Origin of the sequence: Candidatus Accumulibacter meliphilus (assembly GCF_036625345.1) — a bacterium.
In the GTDB taxonomy this organism is placed as follows: domain Bacteria; phylum Pseudomonadota; class Gammaproteobacteria; order Burkholderiales; family Rhodocyclaceae; genus Accumulibacter; species Accumulibacter meliphilus.
The window spans coordinates 533,795-553,084 of record NZ_JAZKTZ010000002.1 but is presented as its reverse complement, the minus strand read 5'-3'; the positions used below and the strand labels follow the sequence as shown (position 1 = coordinate 553,084).

Annotated in this window: 17 protein-coding genes and 2 pseudogenes; 13 read left to right on the top strand and 6 right to left on the bottom strand. The window is 63.7% G+C overall.

Annotated features, from left to right (window positions below):
• The 3 genes from V5B40_RS06050 (at nt 1) to V5B40_RS06040 (ending at nt 3,099) form a co-directional block, all read left to right on the top strand.
• Nucleotides 1-885 carry a carbohydrate ABC transporter permease gene (locus tag V5B40_RS06050; RefSeq protein WP_332353671.1) on the top strand — a complete coding sequence of 295 codons (885 nt, stop codon included), beginning with the start codon at nt 1-3 and terminating at the stop codon, nt 883-885.
• A 49-nt stretch (nt 886-934) separates the two neighbouring features.
• The gene (locus V5B40_RS06045; protein ID WP_332353670.1) at nt 935-2,071 is read left to right on the top strand and encodes an ABC transporter ATP-binding protein; all 1,137 of its coding nucleotides are present in this window, start codon (nt 935-937) and stop codon (nt 2,069-2,071) included.
• 170 nt (nt 2,072-2,241) lie between these two features.
• On the top strand, nt 2,242-3,099 hold the full coding sequence (locus V5B40_RS06040; protein ID WP_332353669.1) for a DUF3014 domain-containing protein: 858 nt from the start codon (nt 2,242-2,244) through the stop codon (nt 3,097-3,099).
• A 19-nt stretch (nt 3,100-3,118) separates the two neighbouring features.
• On the opposite strand, the gene menC is transcribed toward V5B40_RS06040, so the two are convergent.
• On the bottom strand, nt 3,119-4,240 hold the full coding sequence (gene menC / locus V5B40_RS06035; protein WP_332353668.1) for an o-succinylbenzoate synthase: 1,122 nt from the start codon (nt 4,238-4,240) through the stop codon (nt 3,119-3,121).
• A gap of 55 nt (nt 4,241-4,295) precedes the next feature.
• Nucleotides 4,296-5,135, bottom strand: a complete 840-nt coding sequence (gene menB / locus V5B40_RS06030; protein WP_332353667.1) for a 1,4-dihydroxy-2-naphthoyl-CoA synthase — start codon at nt 5,133-5,135, stop codon at nt 4,296-4,298.
• Nucleotides 5,136-5,451: 316 nt separating this feature from the next.
• On the opposite strand from menB, the gene V5B40_RS06025 reads away from it, so the two are divergent.
• The 5 genes from V5B40_RS06025 (at nt 5,452) to V5B40_RS06005 (ending at nt 12,598) form a co-directional block, all read left to right on the top strand.
• Entirely contained in the window at nt 5,452-5,652 is a 201-nt protein-coding gene (locus tag V5B40_RS06025) for a hypothetical protein (RefSeq protein WP_332353666.1), read from the top strand.
• 9 nt (nt 5,653-5,661) lie between these two features.
• Nucleotides 5,662-8,421 carry a sensor histidine kinase gene (locus tag V5B40_RS06020; protein WP_332353665.1) on the top strand — a complete coding sequence of 920 codons (2,760 nt, stop codon included), beginning with the start codon at nt 5,662-5,664 and terminating at the stop codon, nt 8,419-8,421.
• 158 nt (nt 8,422-8,579) lie between these two features.
• Nucleotides 8,580-8,948 carry a response regulator transcription factor gene (locus tag V5B40_RS06015; RefSeq protein ID WP_291986412.1) on the top strand — a complete coding sequence of 123 codons (369 nt, stop codon included), beginning with the start codon at nt 8,580-8,582 and terminating at the stop codon, nt 8,946-8,948.
• Nucleotides 8,949-9,051: 103 nt separating this feature from the next.
• Nucleotides 9,052-11,154, top strand: coding sequence for a 3'-5' exonuclease (locus tag V5B40_RS06010; RefSeq protein WP_332353664.1), 2,103 nt, complete (start codon nt 9,052-9,054; stop codon nt 11,152-11,154).
• Entirely contained in the window at nt 11,135-12,598 is a 1,464-nt protein-coding gene (locus tag V5B40_RS06005; protein ID WP_332353663.1) for a DUF294 nucleotidyltransferase-like domain-containing protein, read from the top strand. The genes V5B40_RS06010 and V5B40_RS06005 overlap by 20 nt, the downstream gene beginning before the upstream one ends.
• A gap of 84 nt (nt 12,599-12,682) precedes the next feature.
• Here the strand turns inward: V5B40_RS06005 and V5B40_RS06000 are convergent.
• Nucleotides 12,683-13,095 (bottom strand): annotated as a pseudogene (locus V5B40_RS06000) (acyl-CoA thioesterase); the annotation flags it as partial.
• A 595-nt stretch (nt 13,096-13,690) separates the two neighbouring features.
• Nucleotides 13,691-13,870 carry a hypothetical protein gene (locus V5B40_RS05995; RefSeq protein WP_332353662.1) on the bottom strand — a complete coding sequence of 60 codons (180 nt, stop codon included), beginning with the start codon at nt 13,868-13,870 and terminating at the stop codon, nt 13,691-13,693.
• Between the two features lie 122 nt (nt 13,871-13,992).
• On the opposite strand from V5B40_RS05995, the gene V5B40_RS05990 reads away from it, so the two are divergent.
• Together V5B40_RS05990 and V5B40_RS05985 are read left to right on the top strand one after the other, a co-directional pair.
• Complete coding sequence (locus tag V5B40_RS05990; protein WP_332353661.1) at nt 13,993-14,625, top strand: LysR family transcriptional regulator; 633 nt, start codon at nt 13,993-13,995, stop codon at nt 14,623-14,625.
• Between the two features lie 24 nt (nt 14,626-14,649).
• Nucleotides 14,650-14,958, top strand: coding sequence for a LysR substrate-binding domain-containing protein (locus tag V5B40_RS05985; RefSeq protein ID WP_332353719.1), 309 nt, complete (start codon nt 14,650-14,652; stop codon nt 14,956-14,958).
• Between the two features lie 149 nt (nt 14,959-15,107).
• Here V5B40_RS05985 and V5B40_RS05980 read toward each other — a convergent pair whose 3' ends face one another.
• A complete protein-coding gene (locus tag V5B40_RS05980; protein ID WP_332353660.1) occupies nt 15,108-15,470 on the bottom strand; it encodes a phasin family protein in 363 nt (120 codons plus the stop codon).
• A gap of 327 nt (nt 15,471-15,797) precedes the next feature.
• Here V5B40_RS05980 and V5B40_RS05975 point away from each other — a divergent pair, with 327 nt between their 5' ends.
• Both V5B40_RS05975 and V5B40_RS05970 read left to right on the top strand, forming a co-directional pair.
• On the top strand, nt 15,798-16,868 hold the full coding sequence (locus tag V5B40_RS05975; RefSeq protein WP_332353659.1) for a wax ester/triacylglycerol synthase domain-containing protein: 1,071 nt from the start codon (nt 15,798-15,800) through the stop codon (nt 16,866-16,868).
• A 29-nt stretch (nt 16,869-16,897) separates the two neighbouring features.
• Entirely contained in the window at nt 16,898-17,194 is a 297-nt protein-coding gene (locus V5B40_RS05970) for a WS/DGAT domain-containing protein (protein WP_332353658.1), read from the top strand.
• 252 nt (nt 17,195-17,446) lie between these two features.
• On the opposite strand, the gene V5B40_RS05965 is transcribed toward V5B40_RS05970, so the two are convergent.
• On the bottom strand, nt 17,447-17,650 hold the full coding sequence (locus tag V5B40_RS05965) for a hypothetical protein (protein WP_332353657.1): 204 nt from the start codon (nt 17,648-17,650) through the stop codon (nt 17,447-17,449).
• Nucleotides 17,651-17,885: 235 nt separating this feature from the next.
• On the opposite strand from V5B40_RS05965, the pseudogene V5B40_RS05960 reads away from it, so the two are divergent.
• Nucleotides 17,886-19,193: pseudogene (locus tag V5B40_RS05960) on the top strand (replication-associated recombination protein A); the annotation flags it as partial.
• Between the last annotated feature and the right edge of the window lie 97 nt (nt 19,194-19,290).

Here is a 19,290-nt window from a genome sequence, read left to right as displayed (position 1 = left end):
ATGGCGAAAGCGGGCGCCGGTTCGCAGGTATTGCCGTCGCGCGCTGCACCCCGACAGCGTCGCTTTCCCTGGGGCAGCATCGGCTACTGGGTGGCCTCGCTGCTGTTCATCTTCGTTTCCGTCTTCCCGCTGCTCTATGCGCTTTCGAGTTCGCTCAAGCAGGGCCGCGGGCTGTTCTCTCCGGCGCTGTGGCCCGAGGCGCCGACTTTCGCCAACTACAGCGGCGTTTTCGCTGACCAGCCTTTTGCGCAAAACCTGCTCAACTCGCTGCTCGTTGCCGGCAGTGTGGTCACCCTGTCGCTGGGGCTGAGTTTGATGGCCGCCTGGGCATTCGCGCGGGTCGAGTTTCGCGGCCGCGGCCTGTTGCTGATGCTGATCCTGTCGGCGTCGATGCTGCCGCAGGTGGCGGTGTTGTCGGGGATGTTCGAGTTGGTGCGTGCCTTCGGCCTGTACGACACGCTCGGCGCGCTGGTCATCGCCGATCTCGTGCTGACGCTGCCGTTCACCGTCTGGGTGCTGGTGACTTTCATGCGCCAGCTGCCCAAAGAACTGGAAGAGGCTGCGGCGATGGACGGCGTCGGCGTGCTGACCCTGGTCTTTCGGGTCTACATGCCGCTGCTCTGGCCGGCGCTGGTCGCCACCGGCCTGTTGGCCTTCATCGCCGCGTGGAACGAATTCCTCTTCGCACTGACTTTTACCTTGTCGACCGAGGCGCGTACCGTGCCGGTGGCGATTGCCCTGATCAGCACGCCGAGCGGCTTCGAATTGCCGTGGGGAAGGATCATGGCCGCGTCGGTGATCGTCACGCTGCCGCTGGTGGCGCTGGTGGTGGTCTTTCAGCGGCGCATCGTCTCCGGGCTGTCGGCCGGGGCGGTGAAAGGGTGAAAGGGGTGAACAGGTGATTGGCCATGAGCGTACAAGGAGGGAAGGGGCGATGAGTCGCATCGAGCTGCGCGGTATCAGCAAGCGCTTCGGCGACACGCCGGTGTTGAACGACATCGACCTGAGCATCGCGGCGGGCGAATTCTGCGTTTTCGTCGGGCCTTCGGGGTGTGGGAAGTCGACGCTGTTGCGCCTGCTCGCCGGACTGGAAGATCCCTGCGCTGGCGAGATCGAGATCGACGGCGTGCTGGTCAATGACTTGCCGCCGGCACAGCGCAACGTGGCGATGGTCTTCCAGAGCTATGCCTTGTACCCGCACATGAGCGTCTTTCAGAACATGGCTTTCGGTCTGCAGCACCGCAAGCTGCCCGCCGGCGAGATCGAACGGCGCATCGCCGACGCGGTCCGCATCCTGCAACTCGACGGCTTGCTGCAGCGCCGGCCAAAAGAGTTGTCGGGAGGCCAACGACAGCGGGTGGCGATCGCGCGCGCCATCGTGCGCCAGCCGAAAGTGTTCCTGTTCGACGAGCCGCTGTCCAACCTCGACGCGGCGCTGCGCGTGCAGACGCGCCTCGAGATCGCCAGGCTGCACCGCGCGCTCGGTTCGGCGAGCATGGTCTATGTGACGCACGACCAGGTCGAGGCAATGACGCTCGCCGACCGCATCGTCCTGCTGCAGCCGCTGGCTGGGAGAAATGATGCCGCCAGCGTGGCTCAGGCCGGTGCACCGCTGGCGCTCTACCATCATCCGGCCAATCGTTTTGTCGCCGCTTTCATCGGTTCGCCGGCGATGAACTTCGTTGACGCGACGGTGCAGTCGCTGGGTGACGGGCGGGTGCTCGCCGACGCGCATGGCATGCTCTGCGCAGCGCAGCTGTCGCCGCAGGGGCTGGCAGTCGGCGAGCCGGTTACCCTGGGAATTCGGCCTGAGCACGTACTGCTGGGCGAGGGAGCGCAACGCGCGCGCGTCAGCCACGTCGAGCATCTTGGCGAAGTCAGCCATGTCTATCTCGAACTGCCAGGCGTCAGCACGCCACTGCTTGCCAAGAGCGCGTGCGATGACATCGCCATCGATGACGTGCTGGCCTTCGATCTGCCGGCACAAGCCATGCATTTATTCCGTGCCGATGGTGTCGCGCAAGCGCGTGGCGACGCGGCGGAGCGCTCAGTCGCCGCTGTCGACGGCTAGTTGCGGTCAGGCGTCATGGCCACGGCAAGCCCGGCGTGTACCGTGGTAATTGGCGAACGCGTAGAATCACCTGTGCACGAACGACATTGGCGGGTTCGCGCCCGCGCGCTGGAGTAGCCTGCGCCGTGGTCACCCTGAATGGACGCAGGCAGAAATAGAGAGAGGTCTTGATGAATGATTTGTCACGTTCGCTGATTGCCGGAGTGGTCCTCGTGGGCCTCGCCGGAAGTGCTTACCTGTGGTGGCAGGAACGGCAAGAACACCAAGAAGGACAAGCCGCAGCGACGGCTCCGCTGGTCGCACCAAATACACGCGCCGTGGAAGCGGTGGCGCCGGAGCCAGCGCCGGTACCGCTTCACCATGCCATCGAAGAGATCACGCCGCCGCTCGCGGAGCCTCTGCCGCCCTTGACGGATGACGGCAGTGAAGTGAGCGACGCGCTGGTGGCCCTGCTGGGCCGCGAGCAGGTGCTGTCTTTCGTGGACGCCAGCGGTTTTGCGCAGCGCGTGGTGGCGACGGTCGATAACCTGGCCCGTGGCCATGCGGCCTCACGCCTGTGGCCGGTGCATCCCGCACCCGGGCGCTTTCAGGTCGTCGAGCGTGACGGCGCGACCTATATTGCCGACGACAACCGCGATCGTTACAAAGCTTTCGTGCGTTTCGCATCGGCCGTCGATACCGAGGCTGCGGTGGCCTTGTACGTGCGCATGTACCCCTTGCTGCAAAAGGCTTATGAAGACCTCGGCTATCCGGGCAAGTACTTCAACAACCGGCTGATCGAAGTGATCGATCAGTTGCTGGCAACTCCCGAGCTGCTGAAGCCAGTTCGCCTGAGCTTGGTCGAAGTGAAGGGGCCGGGCGAGACGCCGTCGCCCTGGTTGCGCTACGAATACGCGGACCCGGCGCTCCAGGCGCGCTCTGCGGGCCAGAAAATCCTGCTGCGCATGGGGCCGGGGAATGCGGGCGAGCTGAAGGCCAAGTTGCGCCAGTTCCGCCAGCGCATTGCCAGCAGCGGCGTGACCGACTAACGCACGGTAGCCGTTCAGGTCACTCTGCAAGCGGCCGGCGCGCGATCGGCGCGAAGGCGATGCCCTTGCCGGGCTTGAATCCCAGACCTGTGGCAAGAAGCGGCAGAAGCAGGCGACCATCGACGATCAGCGGTGGCGCGCCGGTATCGGCCGCTAACCATTGCGAGGTCGCCAGCCCATGTGCCAGTTGATTGCCAATGGCGGCAGCGAGATGCGCGGCCGCCGTTACCCCGCAGGCGCTTTCCACGCTGCTGGTGACGACGCAATCCAGGCCTGCAGCGAGCGCTCGCTGAGCGCGCAGGAATGCGGGCAGCAGACCGCCGCAACGCGTCGGTTTGATCACCAGCCGGCGTACGGCTGGCCTTCCCGGGAGGTGCTCGGCGTCGAGCAGCTCTGCCGATTCGTCGATGGCGATGGCGATCTTCGTTTGCGCTTGCAGGCTTAGCAGTCGCTCCAGGCTCGGCTCGGCGAGGGGTTCTTCGAGCATCTCGATGGGCAGCTCGGCGCAGTGGCGCAGGAAGCGTTCGGCAGCCGTGCTGCTCCAGGCGCGATTGGCGTCGAGTCGCAACTGAATGCCCGGCGGCAGGAGCGCGGCGAGGCGTCGCAGGTGCTCGATTTCGTGGTCGATCGAGGCCACGCCGACCTTGAGCTTGAGGACCCGGAAACCCGCGTTGCAAGCGCTGCGTACGCTTTCGTCGGCAAGCCGGTCGATGCTGCCCAGCGCGGCGTTCACCGCCACCGCGGCGGCTGCGGTAGCCGCTTCGAAGCCTTGCTGAGTGGTGCGCAGGTAGGTGGCGAGTGACAGTCCGGCGGCCTGCGCGGCGAGGTCGAGCAGCGCCATTTCGATCCCCAGGCGCGCAGCCGGCGCGTCGCCGGGGGCGGGGCCGATGGCCTGAAGCGCGTCGATCACCTGCATGCCGATCACGCGTCGTGCCTGCGCACATAGCCGCGACGCAGCGTCAGCGGGCGTTTCCGCAGCGCCTCCCGGTAGCGGCGCACAATCGCCGTAGCCACTCGCGCCGCTGGCGCTATCGAGGCGCAGCAGCCAGCCTTCGCGCTCGCTGAAGCCGCCGGCCGCGGTCTGCCAGCTGGCGCGCAAGGGCAGTCGATAGGGGTGGACGGCGGCGCTAGTGATCTTCATCGCTTGAAGGAAATGCTCAGCATCAGCAGAAGCTGCCACTTGACGCCGCATCGCGCTACGGGCGTTGCCGATATTTCGAGAAGTCCGGTGCCCGTTTTTCGAGCCAGGCGTTACGTCCTTCCTGGCCTTCCTCGGTCATGTAGAACAGGCCGGTGGCGTTGCCGGCGAGTTCCTGGATTCCCGCCAGGCCGTCGGTGTCGGCGTTGAAGCCGGCCTTGATCATGCGCAGCGCCATCGGCGACAGCTTCAGCATGTCGCGGCACCAGCGCACCGTCTCTTCCTCGAGTTCGGCGAGCGGCACGACGGTATTCACCAGGCCCATGGCCAGCGCCGCCGCGGCGTCGTACTGGCGGCAGAGCAACCAGATTTCCTTGGCCCGTTTCATGCCGATGGTGCGCGCCATGAGGCCGGCGCCGAGGCCGGCGTCGAAACTGCCGACGCGCGGGCCGGTCTGCCCGAAGCGGGCATTGTCGGCGGCAATCGTCAGGTCGCAGACCAGATGCAGGACGTGCCCGCCGCCGATGGCATAACCGGCAACCATTGCCACCACCGGTTTCGGGCAACGGCGAATCTGCATCTGCAGGTCGAGGACGTTGAGATGCGGCATGCCCGCCTCATCATGGTAGCCGCCGTCGTCGCCGCGTACGGTCTGGTCGCCGCCCGAGCAGAAAGCTTCGTGTCCCGCACCGCTCAGGATGATCACCCCGACCTGCGGATCGAACTGCGCCTGGTGGGTGGCATCGATCAGCTGGGCGACCGTTTCCGGTCGAAAGGCATTGCGTCGTTCGGGCCGATTGATGACAATGCTGGCGATGCCTTCGGCGAATTCGTAGCGAATATCGGAGTAGGCCTTGCTGGCGGCACGTGGCTGCCAGTCGAGAGCGGGGCGGATCATGGGGACAATTTCCTCGGCAAGGGGGACGGCGGGCAGTATAGCCGCTGCCAAATAGCAAATAGCAAATTGCCGACTAGCAAATGCACGATGCCACCTACCCAATCACGATGGAGCGTTGGCAGGTTAATGTGAAAGTCGCGCAAGCGACTCACGAAGCGCCCTTCTCCCCTCGCGGGAGAAGGGTCTGGGGAAGAGGGGGAACGGTCATGGCTTTCATGATTCGGGGTATCTCGACATGTCATGACCGTTAGCACGCGGCGCCGCCTGGCAAGCTGAGCGCTTCCGGGGCCCATCTTTTTCGCGGCGGGAGAGAGAGATGCATCGCAGGATACTGGCAGGTGATCGACTGATCGCGGCTTTCCTCATCGGCTGCGTGCTGTTCAATTATCCCCTACTGTCGCTGTTCGACCGGCCGAGCGAGATCTTCGGCATTCCGCTGGTTTATGCCTACATTTTTACTGCCTGGGCGCTGGTCATCGCCTTGATGGCCTGGGCCGTCGAACGGCGCTTCAAGTAGGCGGCGGCGATGCTCGAAGCGCCGGTACTGATTACTGTCTCGCTGCTCTATCTGGGGCTGCTGTTTGCGGTCGCCTGGTGGGGCGACAAGCGCGCCGATCAGGGACGCTCGCTGATCGCCAGTCCGACCATCTACGCCCTGTCGATGGCCGTTTACTGCACGACCTGGACTTTCTACGGCAGTGTCGGCCGCGCTGCCGTTTCGGGAATCGGCTTTCTGCCGGTTTACCTGGGGCCGACGCTGGTCATGGCGCTCGGCTGGATCGTGCTGCTGAAAATGATTCGCATCGTCAAGGCAAACCGCATCACCTCGATTGCCGATTTCATTTCCTCCCGTTATGGCAAGAGTCATGGGCTCGGCGGCCTGGTGACGATCATCGCCGTGGTGGGCATCATTCCCTACATCTCGCTGCAGCTCAAGGCGGTCTCGAACACCGTCAGCCTGCTCTTCAGCTATCCGGAAATCGTCATGCCGCACCGCAGTGCGACGATGTCCGTAGGGGCAGACATCAGCTTCTACATTGCCTTGATCCTGGCCGCCTTTACCATCGTTTTCGGTACCCGCCATCTCGATGCCACCGAACGCCACGAAGGAATGGTGGCGGCGATTGCGCTGGAATCGGTGGTCAAGCTGGTCGCCTTCCTGGCCGTCGGGGTGTTCGTGACCTACGGCGTTTTCGACGGTTTCGGCGATATTTTTGACCGCGTCGCGGAGCAGCAGGAACTGCAAAAGCTGATGACTGCGATTCCCTCCGGGGCGGGTTATAGCGGCTGGTTTTCGCTGGTCGTGCTGTCCGGTCTGGCGTTTCTCTTCCTGCCGCGCCAGTTTCAGGTCGCCGTCGTCGAGAACGTCAATGAGGCGCACCTGAAGCGGGCGGCATGGTTGTTTCCCCTATACCTGCTGTTGATCAATATTTTCGTATTGCCGATCGCGCTGGGCGGCCTGCTGCACTTCGCCGGACAAGGGGTTGACGCCGATACCTTGGTGCTCACCTTCCCGATGTCACAGCGCCAGGAAGGGCTGACGCTGCTGGCCTTCATTGGCGGCCTGTCGTCGGCCACCGGGATGGTCATCGTCGAAACCATCGCCTTGTCGACCATGGTCTGCAACGACCTGGTGATGCCGATGCTGCTGCGCCACAAGCGTGCCGCGCTCGCCGAGTCGAAAGACCTCTCGGGCTTGCTGCTCGCCATCCGGCGTGGCGCCATCGTGGTCATCCTGCTGCTCGGTTACCTCTACTTTCGGCTGGCAGGCGAGGCTTACGCGCTGGTCGCCATCGGCCTCATCAGTTTTTCGGCGGTGGCGCAGTTTGCGCCGGCGCTGATCGGCGGCATGTACTGGCGCGGCGGCACGCGTGGTGGCGCGCTGGCCGGTCTGACGGCCGGTTTTCTGGTCTGGGCCTACACTTTGCTGTTGCCGTCGTTTGCGAAATCCGGTTGGCTTCCCGGTGATTTTCTCGCGCAAGGGTTTTTCGGGATCGAGCTCTTGCGGCCGCAGCAGTTGTTTGGTCTCACCGGCATCGACGAAATTTCGCACTGCCTGTTCTGGAGTTTTTTTGCCAATATTGGTGCCTACGTCGCGGTATCCTTGCTGCGCCCGCCGATGGTCGCCGAGGCGACACAGGCGACCCTGTTCGTCGATGCGCTATCGGAAACCGGGCAGGGTGGGGCAGTGCTCTGGCGTGGCCGGGCGCAGGTCAGTGATCTGCAGGAGCTGGTCGGGCGCTTTCTTGGCCCAAGTCGTGCGCAATCGGCGTTTGCCGGTTTCGCGCGCCGCAACGGTCGCGACGGCGACTCAAAGCCCGAGGCCGATGCCAAGCTGGTGCAGTTCGCCGAATCCCTGTTGGCCGGCGCGATTGGCAGTGCTTCGGCGCGGGTGATGGTCGCCTCGGTGGCCAAGGAAGAGCCGCTGAGCATCGAGGAAGTGATGCATATCCTCGACGAAGCGTCACAGCTGCGCACCTACAGTCGTGAACTCGAGCGCAAGTCACGCGAGCTGACGGCGGCGACGCTGGAGTTGCGGGAGGCGAACGAGCGCCTGCAGGAGCTCGACCGTGTCAAGGACGACATCATGTCGTCGGTGACCCACGAACTGCGCACGCCGCTGACGTCGATCCGTGCTTTCTCGGAACTGCTGCGCGACGATCCGAAGATGCATCTCGCCGATCGCGTGCGCTTTCTGGGCTTGATCGTCAGCGAGGCCGAGCGTTTGACGCGGCTGATCAACCAGACGCTCGACCTGGCGAAAATCGAGTCCGGGCGAGCCGACTGGAACGGCTGCGAACTCGATCTGAAAGAGGTCGTCGAACAGTCGATCGCTGCTACCAGTCAGCTGGTGCACGAGAAAGAGGCGCACATCGAGGTCGATCTGCCCGATAATCTACCGCTGATTCTTGCCGATCGGGATCGATTGATCCAGGTGATGCTGAATCTGCTCTCCAATGCGGTGAAGTTCCTGACGCCGGGCAGTGGTCTGATTCGCGTCACCCTGAGTCGGCGGGACGATGGCCTGCAAGTCAGCGTTGCCGACAACGGACCGGGGATTCGCCCGGAAGATCAGCAACTGGTTTTCGAGAAGTTTCGTCAGGTAGGCGATACGATGACCGCCAAGCCATCGGGCACCGGTCTTGGGCTACCGATCAGCCGGCGTATCGTGGAACACTTCGGTGGCGAGCTGTGGGTTGAAAGCGTCCCGGGCGAGGGTGCGACATTTCGTTTCACCTTGCCTTTTGCACCTGTGCAGCCGCCAGCGGAGGCGCCAGCAGCGTAGTCCATTAATCTAAAAGTCGCGCCAGCGTCGCACGAATCTCCCTCCTCCCCGCGCGGGAGAAGGGTCGGGGAAGAGGGGGGAACGGTCATGACTTTCATGATCGGGGGTATCTCGACAAGTCATGACCGTTAGCGTAGTTATTCATGAGCGGAGTGTTGATGAGCAAGAAGATACTGATTGCCGACGACGAGCAAAACATTGTCATTTCGATCGAGTTTCTGCTGCGCCGGGAGGGTTTCGAGGTGCTGGTCGCCGGCGACGGCGAAGAGGCTCTGGCGAAAGTGCGTGCCGAGAAGCCCGATCTCGTTCTGCTCGACGTCATGATGCCCAAGATGAATGGCTTCGACGTCTGCCAGGCCTTGCGCGCTGACCCCGAGCTCAGCGCCACGCGCATTCTGATGCTCACTGCCAAAGGGCGCGACACCGAAGTCAGCAAAGGCCTCGGACTCGGCGCCGACGGCTACATGACCAAGCCCTTCTCGACCAAAGAGTTGCTCGCCGAGGTGCGCAAGCTCCTGGAGACGTAGATGAAGGCCACGCGCCAGCTGTACAGGGCCGCGCTGTTGGCCGGTCTGTTCGTGCTTGCCGTGGTGCTCGCGGCGGCGACCCTGATGTGGGTCACCGAAGCCGATGGCCGCGGCTGGCGGCTGGTCCGCCGAAGGCAGGATCTTTGTCCTGCTCTTGCTGACCCTGGCCGGGGCGGGGGGCGCCTACCTGGTGATCGCCGGCTGGTATGCACGCTACGTCAATGGGCCACTGCGCATGGCCGAGGACCTGGCGGCGGTGACTACCCACAGTGGCCTGCGTTTGCCCGAGCCGGCAACGCCCGAATTGCGCGCCCTGGGGCAGGCGGCGAATCAACTGCTGGCCGCACGCGACGCGCTCGAGCGCGATGTCGCCGAGCGCGTGCGCGAAGCCCGCGCTTCGCTCGAAGAGGAGCGCAGCCGTCTGGCTGCGCTGATGGCCGATCTGAGCCAGAGCGTTGTGGTCTGCAATCTGGATGGCCGCGTGCTGCTCTACAACCAGCGCGCCAAGCAGGAGCTTTCTGCCGGGCCTGACGGCAGCAATGGCGAATTGCTTGGCCTGGGGCGTTCGATTTACACGGTTTTCGATCGGGCGCTGATCGAGCATGCGCTGGAACGTTTGCAGTCGGCCAGTCGCGATGCGGGCGGCGAGGCCGGAGTGGACCGCAAGAAACTCCTCGGCTCGGCGCAGTTCGTCACCGCCACCCGTGCCGGACGCTTGCTGCGCGCGCACATGTCGCCGGTCCTGGGTAGCGACGGACAGCCCGGCGCGCAGGTCGCCGGCCTGTCGATTACCGGTTTCGTGCTCGTTCTCGACGACGTGACGAGCACCAACGAGCGGCATGCGCGCCGCGACGCCCTGATCCAGTCACTGATCGAAGGCGGGCGCGGGCCCCTGGGGAGCTTGCGCGCGGCAGCCGAAATGCTCTCCGATTTTTCCGATATGCCAGCCCAGCAGCGTGATCGCTTTCTCGGCGTGATCCGCGACGAGGCCAGTGTGCTGTCGACGCAGTTCGAGACAGCGGCGGCAGCTTTTTCCAACGATCTGCGCGAGCGCTGGCTGCTTGAGGAAATCCTCGGCGCCGAGCTCGTCGAAGTCGCTGCACGCCGCATCGCCGAGCGCGGCAACGCCGGGCAGCACAAGCTGGCGGTCAAGTCCGAGCAGATCGATGACGGCCTGTGGCTACGCGTAGACAGCTTCGGACTCCTGCAAGCCCTGAGCTATCTGGCGCTGCGTTTGCAGGACGAGTACGAGGTGCGCGAAGTGCGCCTGTCCTTGCAGCGCAGCGGTCACCTCGCCCAGCTCGATTTGTACTGGACCGGCACCTTCCTGAACAATGAAGCGGCCATGATCTGGTTGCAGGACCCGATGAATATCGGTAGCGAAAGCTCGCCGCTGAGCGTCGTCGATGTCATCGAGCGCTGCAACGGCGAGATCTGGTTCCAGCGCGAGCGTGTCTCGCATCGGGCTTTCTTCCGGACCATGCTGCCGGCGGCGGAGGCGCCCAAGGATCTGCCGCGGGCGATCATTTCCGCGGCCGAAGGCGAACGTCCCGAGTTTTATGACTTCGATATCTTCCACTGGTCGGGAGGCAGCCACGAACTCGACGATCGACCGCTGGCGGAGCTTTCGTACACCGTTTTCGATACCGAAACGACCGGTCTGGAGCCTTCCGCCGGCGACGAGATCATCCAGATCGGTGCGACGCGCATCGTCAATCGTCGCCTCCTGCGTCACGAGTGCTTCGATCAACTGGTCGACCCGAAGCGCCCGCTGTCGCAACAATCAGTCAAGGTGCACGGCATCACCCGCGAAATGCTCACCGGACAGCCGGTGATCGCGACCGTTCTGCCGACCTTCCATGCTTTTTGTGCCGACACCGTCCTGGTCGGTCACAACGCCGCTTTCGACATGCGTTTCCTGCAATTGAAGGAGCGGCAAAGCGGCGTGCGCTTCGATCACCCGGTGCTCGATACCTTGCTGCTTTCGGCGGTCTTGCAGCCCAACCAGAACACGCACCGCCTGGAGGCAATCGCCGAGCGCCTCGGCGTCTCGGTGTTCGGACGCCATACCGCGCTTGGCGATGCAATGGTGACCGGCGAAGTCTTTCTGAAGATGTTGCCCTTGCTTGCCGAAATGGGCATCACGACGCTGCGCCAAGCGCGCGAAGCCAGTGAGAGAACCTACCATGCCCGACTCCGATACTGAGCAGACGGCACGCGTCACCCCGTTCTCGCCGTATGTCGGACTGCGCCATCTGGTGCGCAGTCAGCCCTTGATGGTCGGCCCGTCGACCAGCGTGCGCGAGACGCTACAGCTGCTCGACAAGACGCACGGCGATGCGGTGGTGGTGGTCGACGAGGGCAGCCGGGTAGCGCTGGGCATCATCACCCTGCACGACGTCGTGCGCCGCGTGGCCATTGAAGCCTGCGATCTGAATGCGCCGATCGCGGCGGTGATGACCGGCGGCCTGATTACCGTGCCGGCGGACAGCACGGCCCACCAGGCCAGCGTGGTCATGGTGCGGCGCGGGGTGCACCATCTGGTGCTTACCGAGGCGGACGGCAGCTACTTCAACCTCGTTTCGCAGACCGATCTGTACACCCTGCCGGGCGCGCAGAGCACCGATCTCGTCAAAGCAATTCTGGCGGCACGCGACCTGCCGACGCTGGTCCACCTGGCTGCCGAGATCCGCGCGCTGGTCGGGCGTCTGGTCGCCGAGCGGGTCAGCGCCGATGCGCTCTGCAATCGCCTCTCGTCGCTCAACGATCTGCTCACCCTGCAGGTCATCGAACTGGTCGCCGGGCAGCACGAGCTGCCCTACGTCCAATGGTGCTGGCTGGTGTTTGGTTCCGAGGGGCGGCTCGAGCAGACCCTGGCCACCGACCAGGACAATGGCCTGATCTTCGCCGCCGACTCGGACGAGCAGGCGGCGCATCTGCGCAGCGCTTTCCTGCCTTTCGCCCGGGCGGTGAACGAGGCCCTCGACGCCTGTGGTTTTCCGCTATGCAAGGGCGATATCATGGCCAGTAACCGGCAGTGGTGTCTTGTCTGCCGACGAATGGCGAACAGCCTTTTCAGGCTGGCTGGAAAGCCCGCAACCGGAGGCCTTGCTCAATGCGAGCATCTTCTTCGATCTGCGCGGCCTGTATGGGCAGGAGTCGCTGGCCAACGACTTGCGCAGCTGGCTGCTGGAGCGGCGCACAGCTACCCGATTTTCCTGCGCGCGATGGTCGAGAACACGCTCAACTGGGAGTCGCCGCTGAACTGGTGGAAGGGGTTCCGAACCGATCTCGACAAGGAGTTCCCGCACACCATCGATCTCAAGAAGCACGGTTCACGCCCCTTCGTCGACGCCGCGCGGGTTTACGCGCTGGCCCGCCAGATTCCGGATACCAATACCGCCGAGCGGCTGCGCGTGACCGGCGAGCAGATCGGCGTTGGCGCCTACGACATGGCGGCGCTGATCGACGCTTTTCAGCACATCCAGCGTCTCCGGCTCCAGCAGCAGGTCAGCAGCGCGGCCGACGCCGTTTCCAACCGTGTCGCGCCCGACGAACTGCACGAACTGGATCGCCTGATCCTCAAGGAAGCGCTCAAGCAGATCGGCTATCTGCAGAAGCGCTTGGTGCGCGAGTACGCCCCGGCATAGAGGTGGCGGCAGCGCTTGCGCCGGCGATGGGCTGCTGGAAAGGATCGGGCGGGGGGAAACGCGGCGCCGAGCGTTCAGCTTGGCGCGGGCGCGGAAGTTGGCCGGTACCGGCGCCACTTTGCGTGCCGCATAGTCGAAGAAGACGATGCCCGTCTTGCCGCGCGCGACTTCACGTTGGCTGAGCTTCTCGTGCATGCGCCAGGGCAGGTCGCAGCCCTTGCTGCCAAAATCGCCGGCGCTCATGCCACGACCATCACTTCGCCGTGAAAGGCCTCGGACCTGTACTGCACGGCCGCGTCGGCGACGACGATGCCCACCCCCTCGACGTTCAGCTCGGTATAGCCCAGAGCCATGAAAAACCGCGCGCGCGCCTCTGAAACCAGGGACAACAACAAGGCATTGTCGAGGTGCCCGGCATAGTTCATGTGGCTGAGATAGAGCGTCATCTCGGTCGAGTAGACGAAATGCTCGGGGAGGTCGATCTGGATTCTGGGCATCTTGGGGTCCGTGGCGGCTGACTGGTTCCGGAGGGATCGTACGTCACTCGCCAGCTCCTGTCACGGCCGGCACGCATTGCCAGCGGGGGTAGGGGAATGGGAGCCGGTGAAAGCCTGAGCCACCAAGCAGGTGCCTTCGCCTGCTGTCTGGATCCCGAAAAGTCGCACCAAAAGCCAAACTCCCGCTCCGCCCTCGCGGGGGAGGGGTTGGGGGAGAGCGGGCTCAGAGGGGGCTCAGAGACCAAGTTCGGCTGGGCCAGCGGCGTCAGAAGCCAGCTCCTGGCATCCACCAGGAGGGTGTTCGGACAAACTTCTCGAAGCCTCTTGCTGTCGAAATCGAGCACTTTGCCGGGGAAGGTGGCGATGAGAGTCGCGAGATCGGGCGGCATTGCGCTCACGGGTGAGCACGCTCGACGATCATGGTCATCTGTTCGTGGCTGAGGGGGTTTTCATTTTGCTTGTGTTCCTGTACTGTTTTGGACTATCGTGAGTCTGGTATAAGAGCGGTGTAAGGTTTTATCTGCGCTTGCCCGGCGGCCAAAAATCAAACGAAGGCCGAGGTATCGAAAGCCTTCGGGATGGCTGCCTTCGCTGCTCAGGTGGTATCCGTCTGCTTCGGCGCTGTCTTTGCGGGGTGTCCTGGCTTGCCTTTTTCCATCCAGTCGAGCAGCCTGTGCATGGCGGTGGCGATCCATCTGCCAACGGCGAGGCTACGTTCCTTGCGTGCGCGTTCGATGATCATTGCGATCTGGTCATGGTTGAGGTTGGTTTTCATTTGGGGTTCCTTCTGTCCTTGCGTTGTTCCCGGTTTCCGAGAGTTCGCCGTAACTTTATTTGTTGGCGGCTGCGCCGGCAAACGATCAAATGTCAGCCGATGCGTGAAAAAATCTCACCTATATGACTTACCGCCTGCCACCCCTGAGTTCGCTGCGTGCTTTCGAAGCGGCGGCTCGCCACCTCAGTTTCAAGGACGCCGCAGCCGAGCTGTCGGTGACGCCGACGGCGATCAGCCACCAGATCCGTGGCCTCGAGGAGTACCTGGACTTTCCGCTCTTCAAGCGGCTGACGCGCGCCCTGGAACTGACGCGCGAAGGTCGGGCCATGCTCCCCAAGGTGCGCGAGGGGCTGGAGTGCTTCGCCGCCGCGATCGAGAGCACGCGTCAGGTGGTCTTCGGCGGGCGCCTGGTGGTGACTTCACCGCCGGCTTTCGCGGCGCGTTGGCTGATCCGTCATCTGCCCGAATTCACTGCCGCGCATCCCGAGATCCGGCTGCGCATGGCGACCTCGCTGGATACCATCGACACCGGTGAGGCCTCGCATGTCTCGGGCCTTGCCAGTGTCGATGTCCGCGACGACAAGACCGAAACCTTTATCCGCTATGGCAATGGGCACTATGACGGCTGCCGCGTCGACCGGCTGTTTGCGCCGGCGTACACCGCCGTCTGCAGCCCGCTGCTGCTGAAAGGGAATGCGGCCCTTGAACGTGCCGGCCGATCTGCGCCGTCACAATCTTCTCCACCACGAAGATGAAGCTCGGAGCTCGACCAGCCCGCCCTGGCGACCTGGGACCAATGGTTGCAGGTCGCCGGCGTCACTGGCATCGATTCCGACGGCGGTACGCAGATCAGCGACCCCGGGCTGCTCCTCTCGGCGGCGATCGACGGCGTTGGCGTTGCGCTGGCGTCCAAGCAGCTCATCGAGGCCGAAGTGGCTGCCGGTCGTCTGGTGATGCCTTTCGACATCGTCATCCGCCCGGCACAGGCCTATTACCTGGTCGTTCCTGAAGCGGTCGCCGAGCGCACGGTGGTGACTGCCTTCCGGAAATGGCTGCTCAAGGAGGCGGCGAAGGTGCGCGAGGGATAGAGCTCAAGCCAGCGCTGAGCATCATCGGCGCGTCGTCCAATGGTAATGTCGACTCGGCTGCCGGCAGCGTCGTGCGCGGCTGTCGACTGGTGGCGGCAGCTTTGCTGCCTGGCTTGTGCGCTTGCCGCGCTTTCTTTGCCGTCGGCGCGTCACCGCTGCCGGTCAGCTTGCGCACTTCGGTGGTCAGCTGACGTGAGGCGCTCCGCAAGCTGTTCGACATCGCGCTTGCTGGCCAGGAGCATGGAATGCAGGGGCCGCAGCAGTCGATTCTCTGAGCAGCTGTTCGCCACGATCGATGCTTTCGTGGCCGTGCTGACCAATTCGGCCGAGCTTTCCTTGATCTGCCGACGCGCTTTGGGTCGCAATGCCTTGCCTTCTTCGAGCAGCGTTTCGAAGGCCTGGGCACCGGTCCTGGTGGCCAGGGAATAGGCGCCAAGGCCAAAAAGCCAGAACTTGCGTACAGATTCCTGGGCGCTGCTAATCCGTTGCGCGTTGCCACCTTGATCAACCAAGGTTCGTCTGTGTCTTGCTCATTTTGTTTCTCCTTTATCCAACTGGAACTGAAAGTTTCTGCAACTGCCCGTGCAGCTGACGAAATCCAGTCTAGCGACGATCACTAGAGGACACACACTAAATGCCTGGGTGTTTTCTTCTAAAGTGCAGGCCTTTCGATGTTGTATCCTTGCCAGGCGACGTGGTTGCAGCCGGTCGCAGCCTGCCGCCGCTGACCGTCGGGACGCGCTCGCCGCTGGCCGCAAGCTGCCGATCGCCCCGGCGCACCCTCGCCGCTACGGATTCTCATCTCGCCGCATAGAGCACGAAGAAAGAAAGGTGTCTCGATGAACAAACTCTCCTTGCTCGATCTCGCTTTCTTTGTCGCCGAGTCGGAGGCCAGCCCGAAACACGTCGGCGGGCTGATGATCTACAAGCGACCGGCCAGGTCGCCGGCCAGCTTTGTCGCCGATCTTTATCAGGAACTGCTCGCTTTCGACGACGTCCAGGCGCCGTTCAACCGCATCATCCATTTCTCGCTGACCGGCATGCCGACCTGGCAGGAAAGCGAGGCCGTCGACCTCGAGCAACACCTCTTCTTCCACAAGATGCGCCGGGGCAAGAACGGCCGGCAGGAGCTTTATCAGCTCGTTTCCGAACTGCATCAGCCGATGCTCGAGCGCTCGCGGCCGCTATGGGAACTACACCTCATCGAGGGCTTGAGCGAACGGCGTTTTGCCATCTACGTCAAGATGCATCATGCCAGTGCGGATGGCGTGACGATGGTGCGCTGGGCCGCCGATTCGCTGGCCTCGTCGGCGAGTGATCTCGAACTGCGGCCGCTGTGGTCGACTCCCCGTGGCCCGGCCGACAAGAAGCAGAAGCGGCTTAAAGAGAAGATGACGCAGTCCCTGCTCGGCGACCTCGCGGGTGCCGGCACGCGCCTGCTGGGAATCGCTCGTCTGGCCGCGATGCTGGCGCTGGAAGGCGTCAAGCTGACCAAGAACGCCATTTCGCTGCCTTTCGTCGCCGACGGCAACACGCCGCTGACCGGGCAGGTGACCGCGGGTCGGCAGTTTGCGACGGCCAGCGTGAGCATGGTGCGCGTCAAGGAGGTCTGTGCCCGGACGCGGTCGACGCTGAACCACGTCGCCCTGACCTGTCTCGATGGCGCTTTGCACCGCTATCTGTACGATGAGGGCGTCGAGCTGAAGAGGCCGATCACCACTCAGATGCCGGTCAACCTGCGCAAGGAAGGGGAGCGCGGCACCGGCAACAAGATCGGCATCATCCCGGTCGAGCTTTCGCCGCCAACCGACGACCCTTACGTTCGCCTGCGCAACATCGGTTTTTCCTTGCGCAATGTGCGTTCGATGATCGACAGCGTCACGCCTGACGCGATCGAGTCCTACACCTGATCACCGGCGTCGTCGCGCAGCTGGCCGAGATGCTGGGGCTCAGCAAGCGCCTGCCACCGATCGGCAATACCCTGGTCTCCAACATCCCCGGGCCGCCCGAGTTTCTGTACCTCAAGGGCGCCAGAATGGAAGAGCTGCATCCGATCAGCACGCTGCCGGCCGGAAATCTGCTCAACATCACCCTCTTCAGCTATGCCGGACAGCTTTTCTTCGGCCTGATTGCCAGCGACGAATTGCCGAACCTCGAGCGTCTGGGTCGCTACGTCGGCGAAGCATTCAGCGAACTCGAACAAGCGGTTTTCGACGCCCATCAGACGCTTTCCTGAGGGGGGGCTGGCCGCGTCGGTGACGGCTCTCCCGGTCGCCCAACGTTGCGCCAACGCAGCGCCGCGCCTTTGCCGCTTTCCGACAGCTGGGCGCAGGAAATCAGGGCAAAAAAAGACCGGGCATTGCACCCGGTCAAAAGCTCGGCTTTCGCCTTGCTGCGGGGCCAGATTCGGCCCTCACCATGCCCTTGCTACATCGCAGTAGCCCCCTGATACGCGATTCCGAGCATGACACCACGGATGTGGAGTCGTTTATTGACCACTGGAAAATCTACGTAGAAATACCGAAGCCTGTTTGCCCAGAGCCGCCAGTTCCGCCTCGAATTCTTCGTACGGCAGGTCCGTCAGTTCCGGTAAGCGGCGCTCGGCTTTGTGCCGCCGTTCTGCCACTTTTCCTGGCGGGCCGACGTCGCGCATGCGGCGGTCGCTTGCACTGCGAGTTCTCTGTTTGCTCATTGACTGAATGCCTGCTGTTCGTGTTCGGGAAGTGATGGACGAAAGATAGCGCTGGCTCGCTGCCGGGTCTGTGAGCAATTTCACGGCCTCAACAAATCAGTGCCATCGAGCGGCCGCCTGGGTGCGGCGAGCGGGATCCGGAAAAGCTGCTAGCATGCGATCGTCGCCGGCATCGGCGCAGCACCGACCTCCACCTCCAGCACTGACGCAAGCCCGTGAATGACGTGAAAGAGAAATGAACGACCTGTTTGCCGAGCATCATTCCGACGCGCCGCTGGCCGAGCGCTTGCGTCCGCGCAGCCTGTCCGAGGTGATCGGACAGGCGCATCTGCTCGCTGCCGGCAAGCCGCTGGAGATGGCCTTCCGTTCCCGGCAGTTGCACAGCATGATCCTCTGGGGCCCGCCCGGGGTCGGCAAGACGACCCTGGCGCGGCTGATGGCGGATGCTTTCGACGCCGACTTCATGGCCCTGTCCGCGGTCTTCTCGGGGGTCAAGGAAATTCGTGAGGCGGTCGCGCGCGCCGAGCTGACGCGCGCCCGCAACGGACGCCGCACGATCCTCTTCGTCGATGAAGTCCACCGTTTCAACAAGGCGCAGCAGGACGCTTTCCTGCCCTACGTCGAAGGCGGGCTGTTGACTTTTGTCGGCGCGACCACTGAAAACCCGTCCTTCGAAGTCAACTCGGCGCTGCTCTCGCGCGCCGCGGTCTATGTGCTGCAACCGCTCTCGGCCGAGGAGATCGGGCAACTCCTCGAACGCGCGCGCGCGCAGGTGCTGCCCGATCACGAGTTTGACGACGACGCCCGCGCACGCCTGGTCGGTCTCGCCGACGGTGACGCGCGACGCCTGCTCAACCACCTCGAACAGATCGCCACCGCCGCGTCGACTGCTGGCGTGACGACGATCGATGGCGCTTTCGTCGACACCACCGTGGCGCAGAACCTGCGTCGTTTCGACAAGGGCGGCGACGCTTTCTACGACCAGATTTCGGCGCTGCACAAGGCCGTGCGCGGTTCGTCTCCCGACGCCGCGCTGTACTGGTTCTGCCGCATGCTCGACGGTGGCGCCGACCCGCGTTACCTGGCGCGACGCATCGTGCGCATGGCCTGGGAAGACATCGGCCTGGCCGATCCGCGCGCGGCGCGCATCGCCCTCGACGCCGCCGAGACTTTCGAACGCCTCGGCTCCCCGGAAGGCGAGCTGGCGCTTGCCGAAGCGGTGCTCTACCTGGCGATGGCGGCCAAGTCGAACGCTGCCTACCTCGCGTATAATGCGGCGCGGAGTTTCATCGCCGCTGACGGATCGCGGCCGGTGCCGGTGCATCTGCGCAACGCGCCGACGCGACTGATGAAGAATCTCGGTTACGGCAAGGACTACCGTTACGCGCACGACCAGACCGACGCCTACGCCGCCGGCGAGAATTATTTTCCGGACGGCATGCCGGCGGTCGAGTGGTACCGACCGGTCGAGCGTGGCCTCGAGATCCGGATCGGCGAGAAGCTGGCACAGCTGCGCGAGCTCGACCGCCGGGCGAAAGAAAAGCAGAACACGCAACAAAAGCAGAAAAGAACGACCAGCACGACAAGCACGAAAAGTAGGACCAGGCCGACCGGCCGACCACAACATCGTTCCGCTCGCG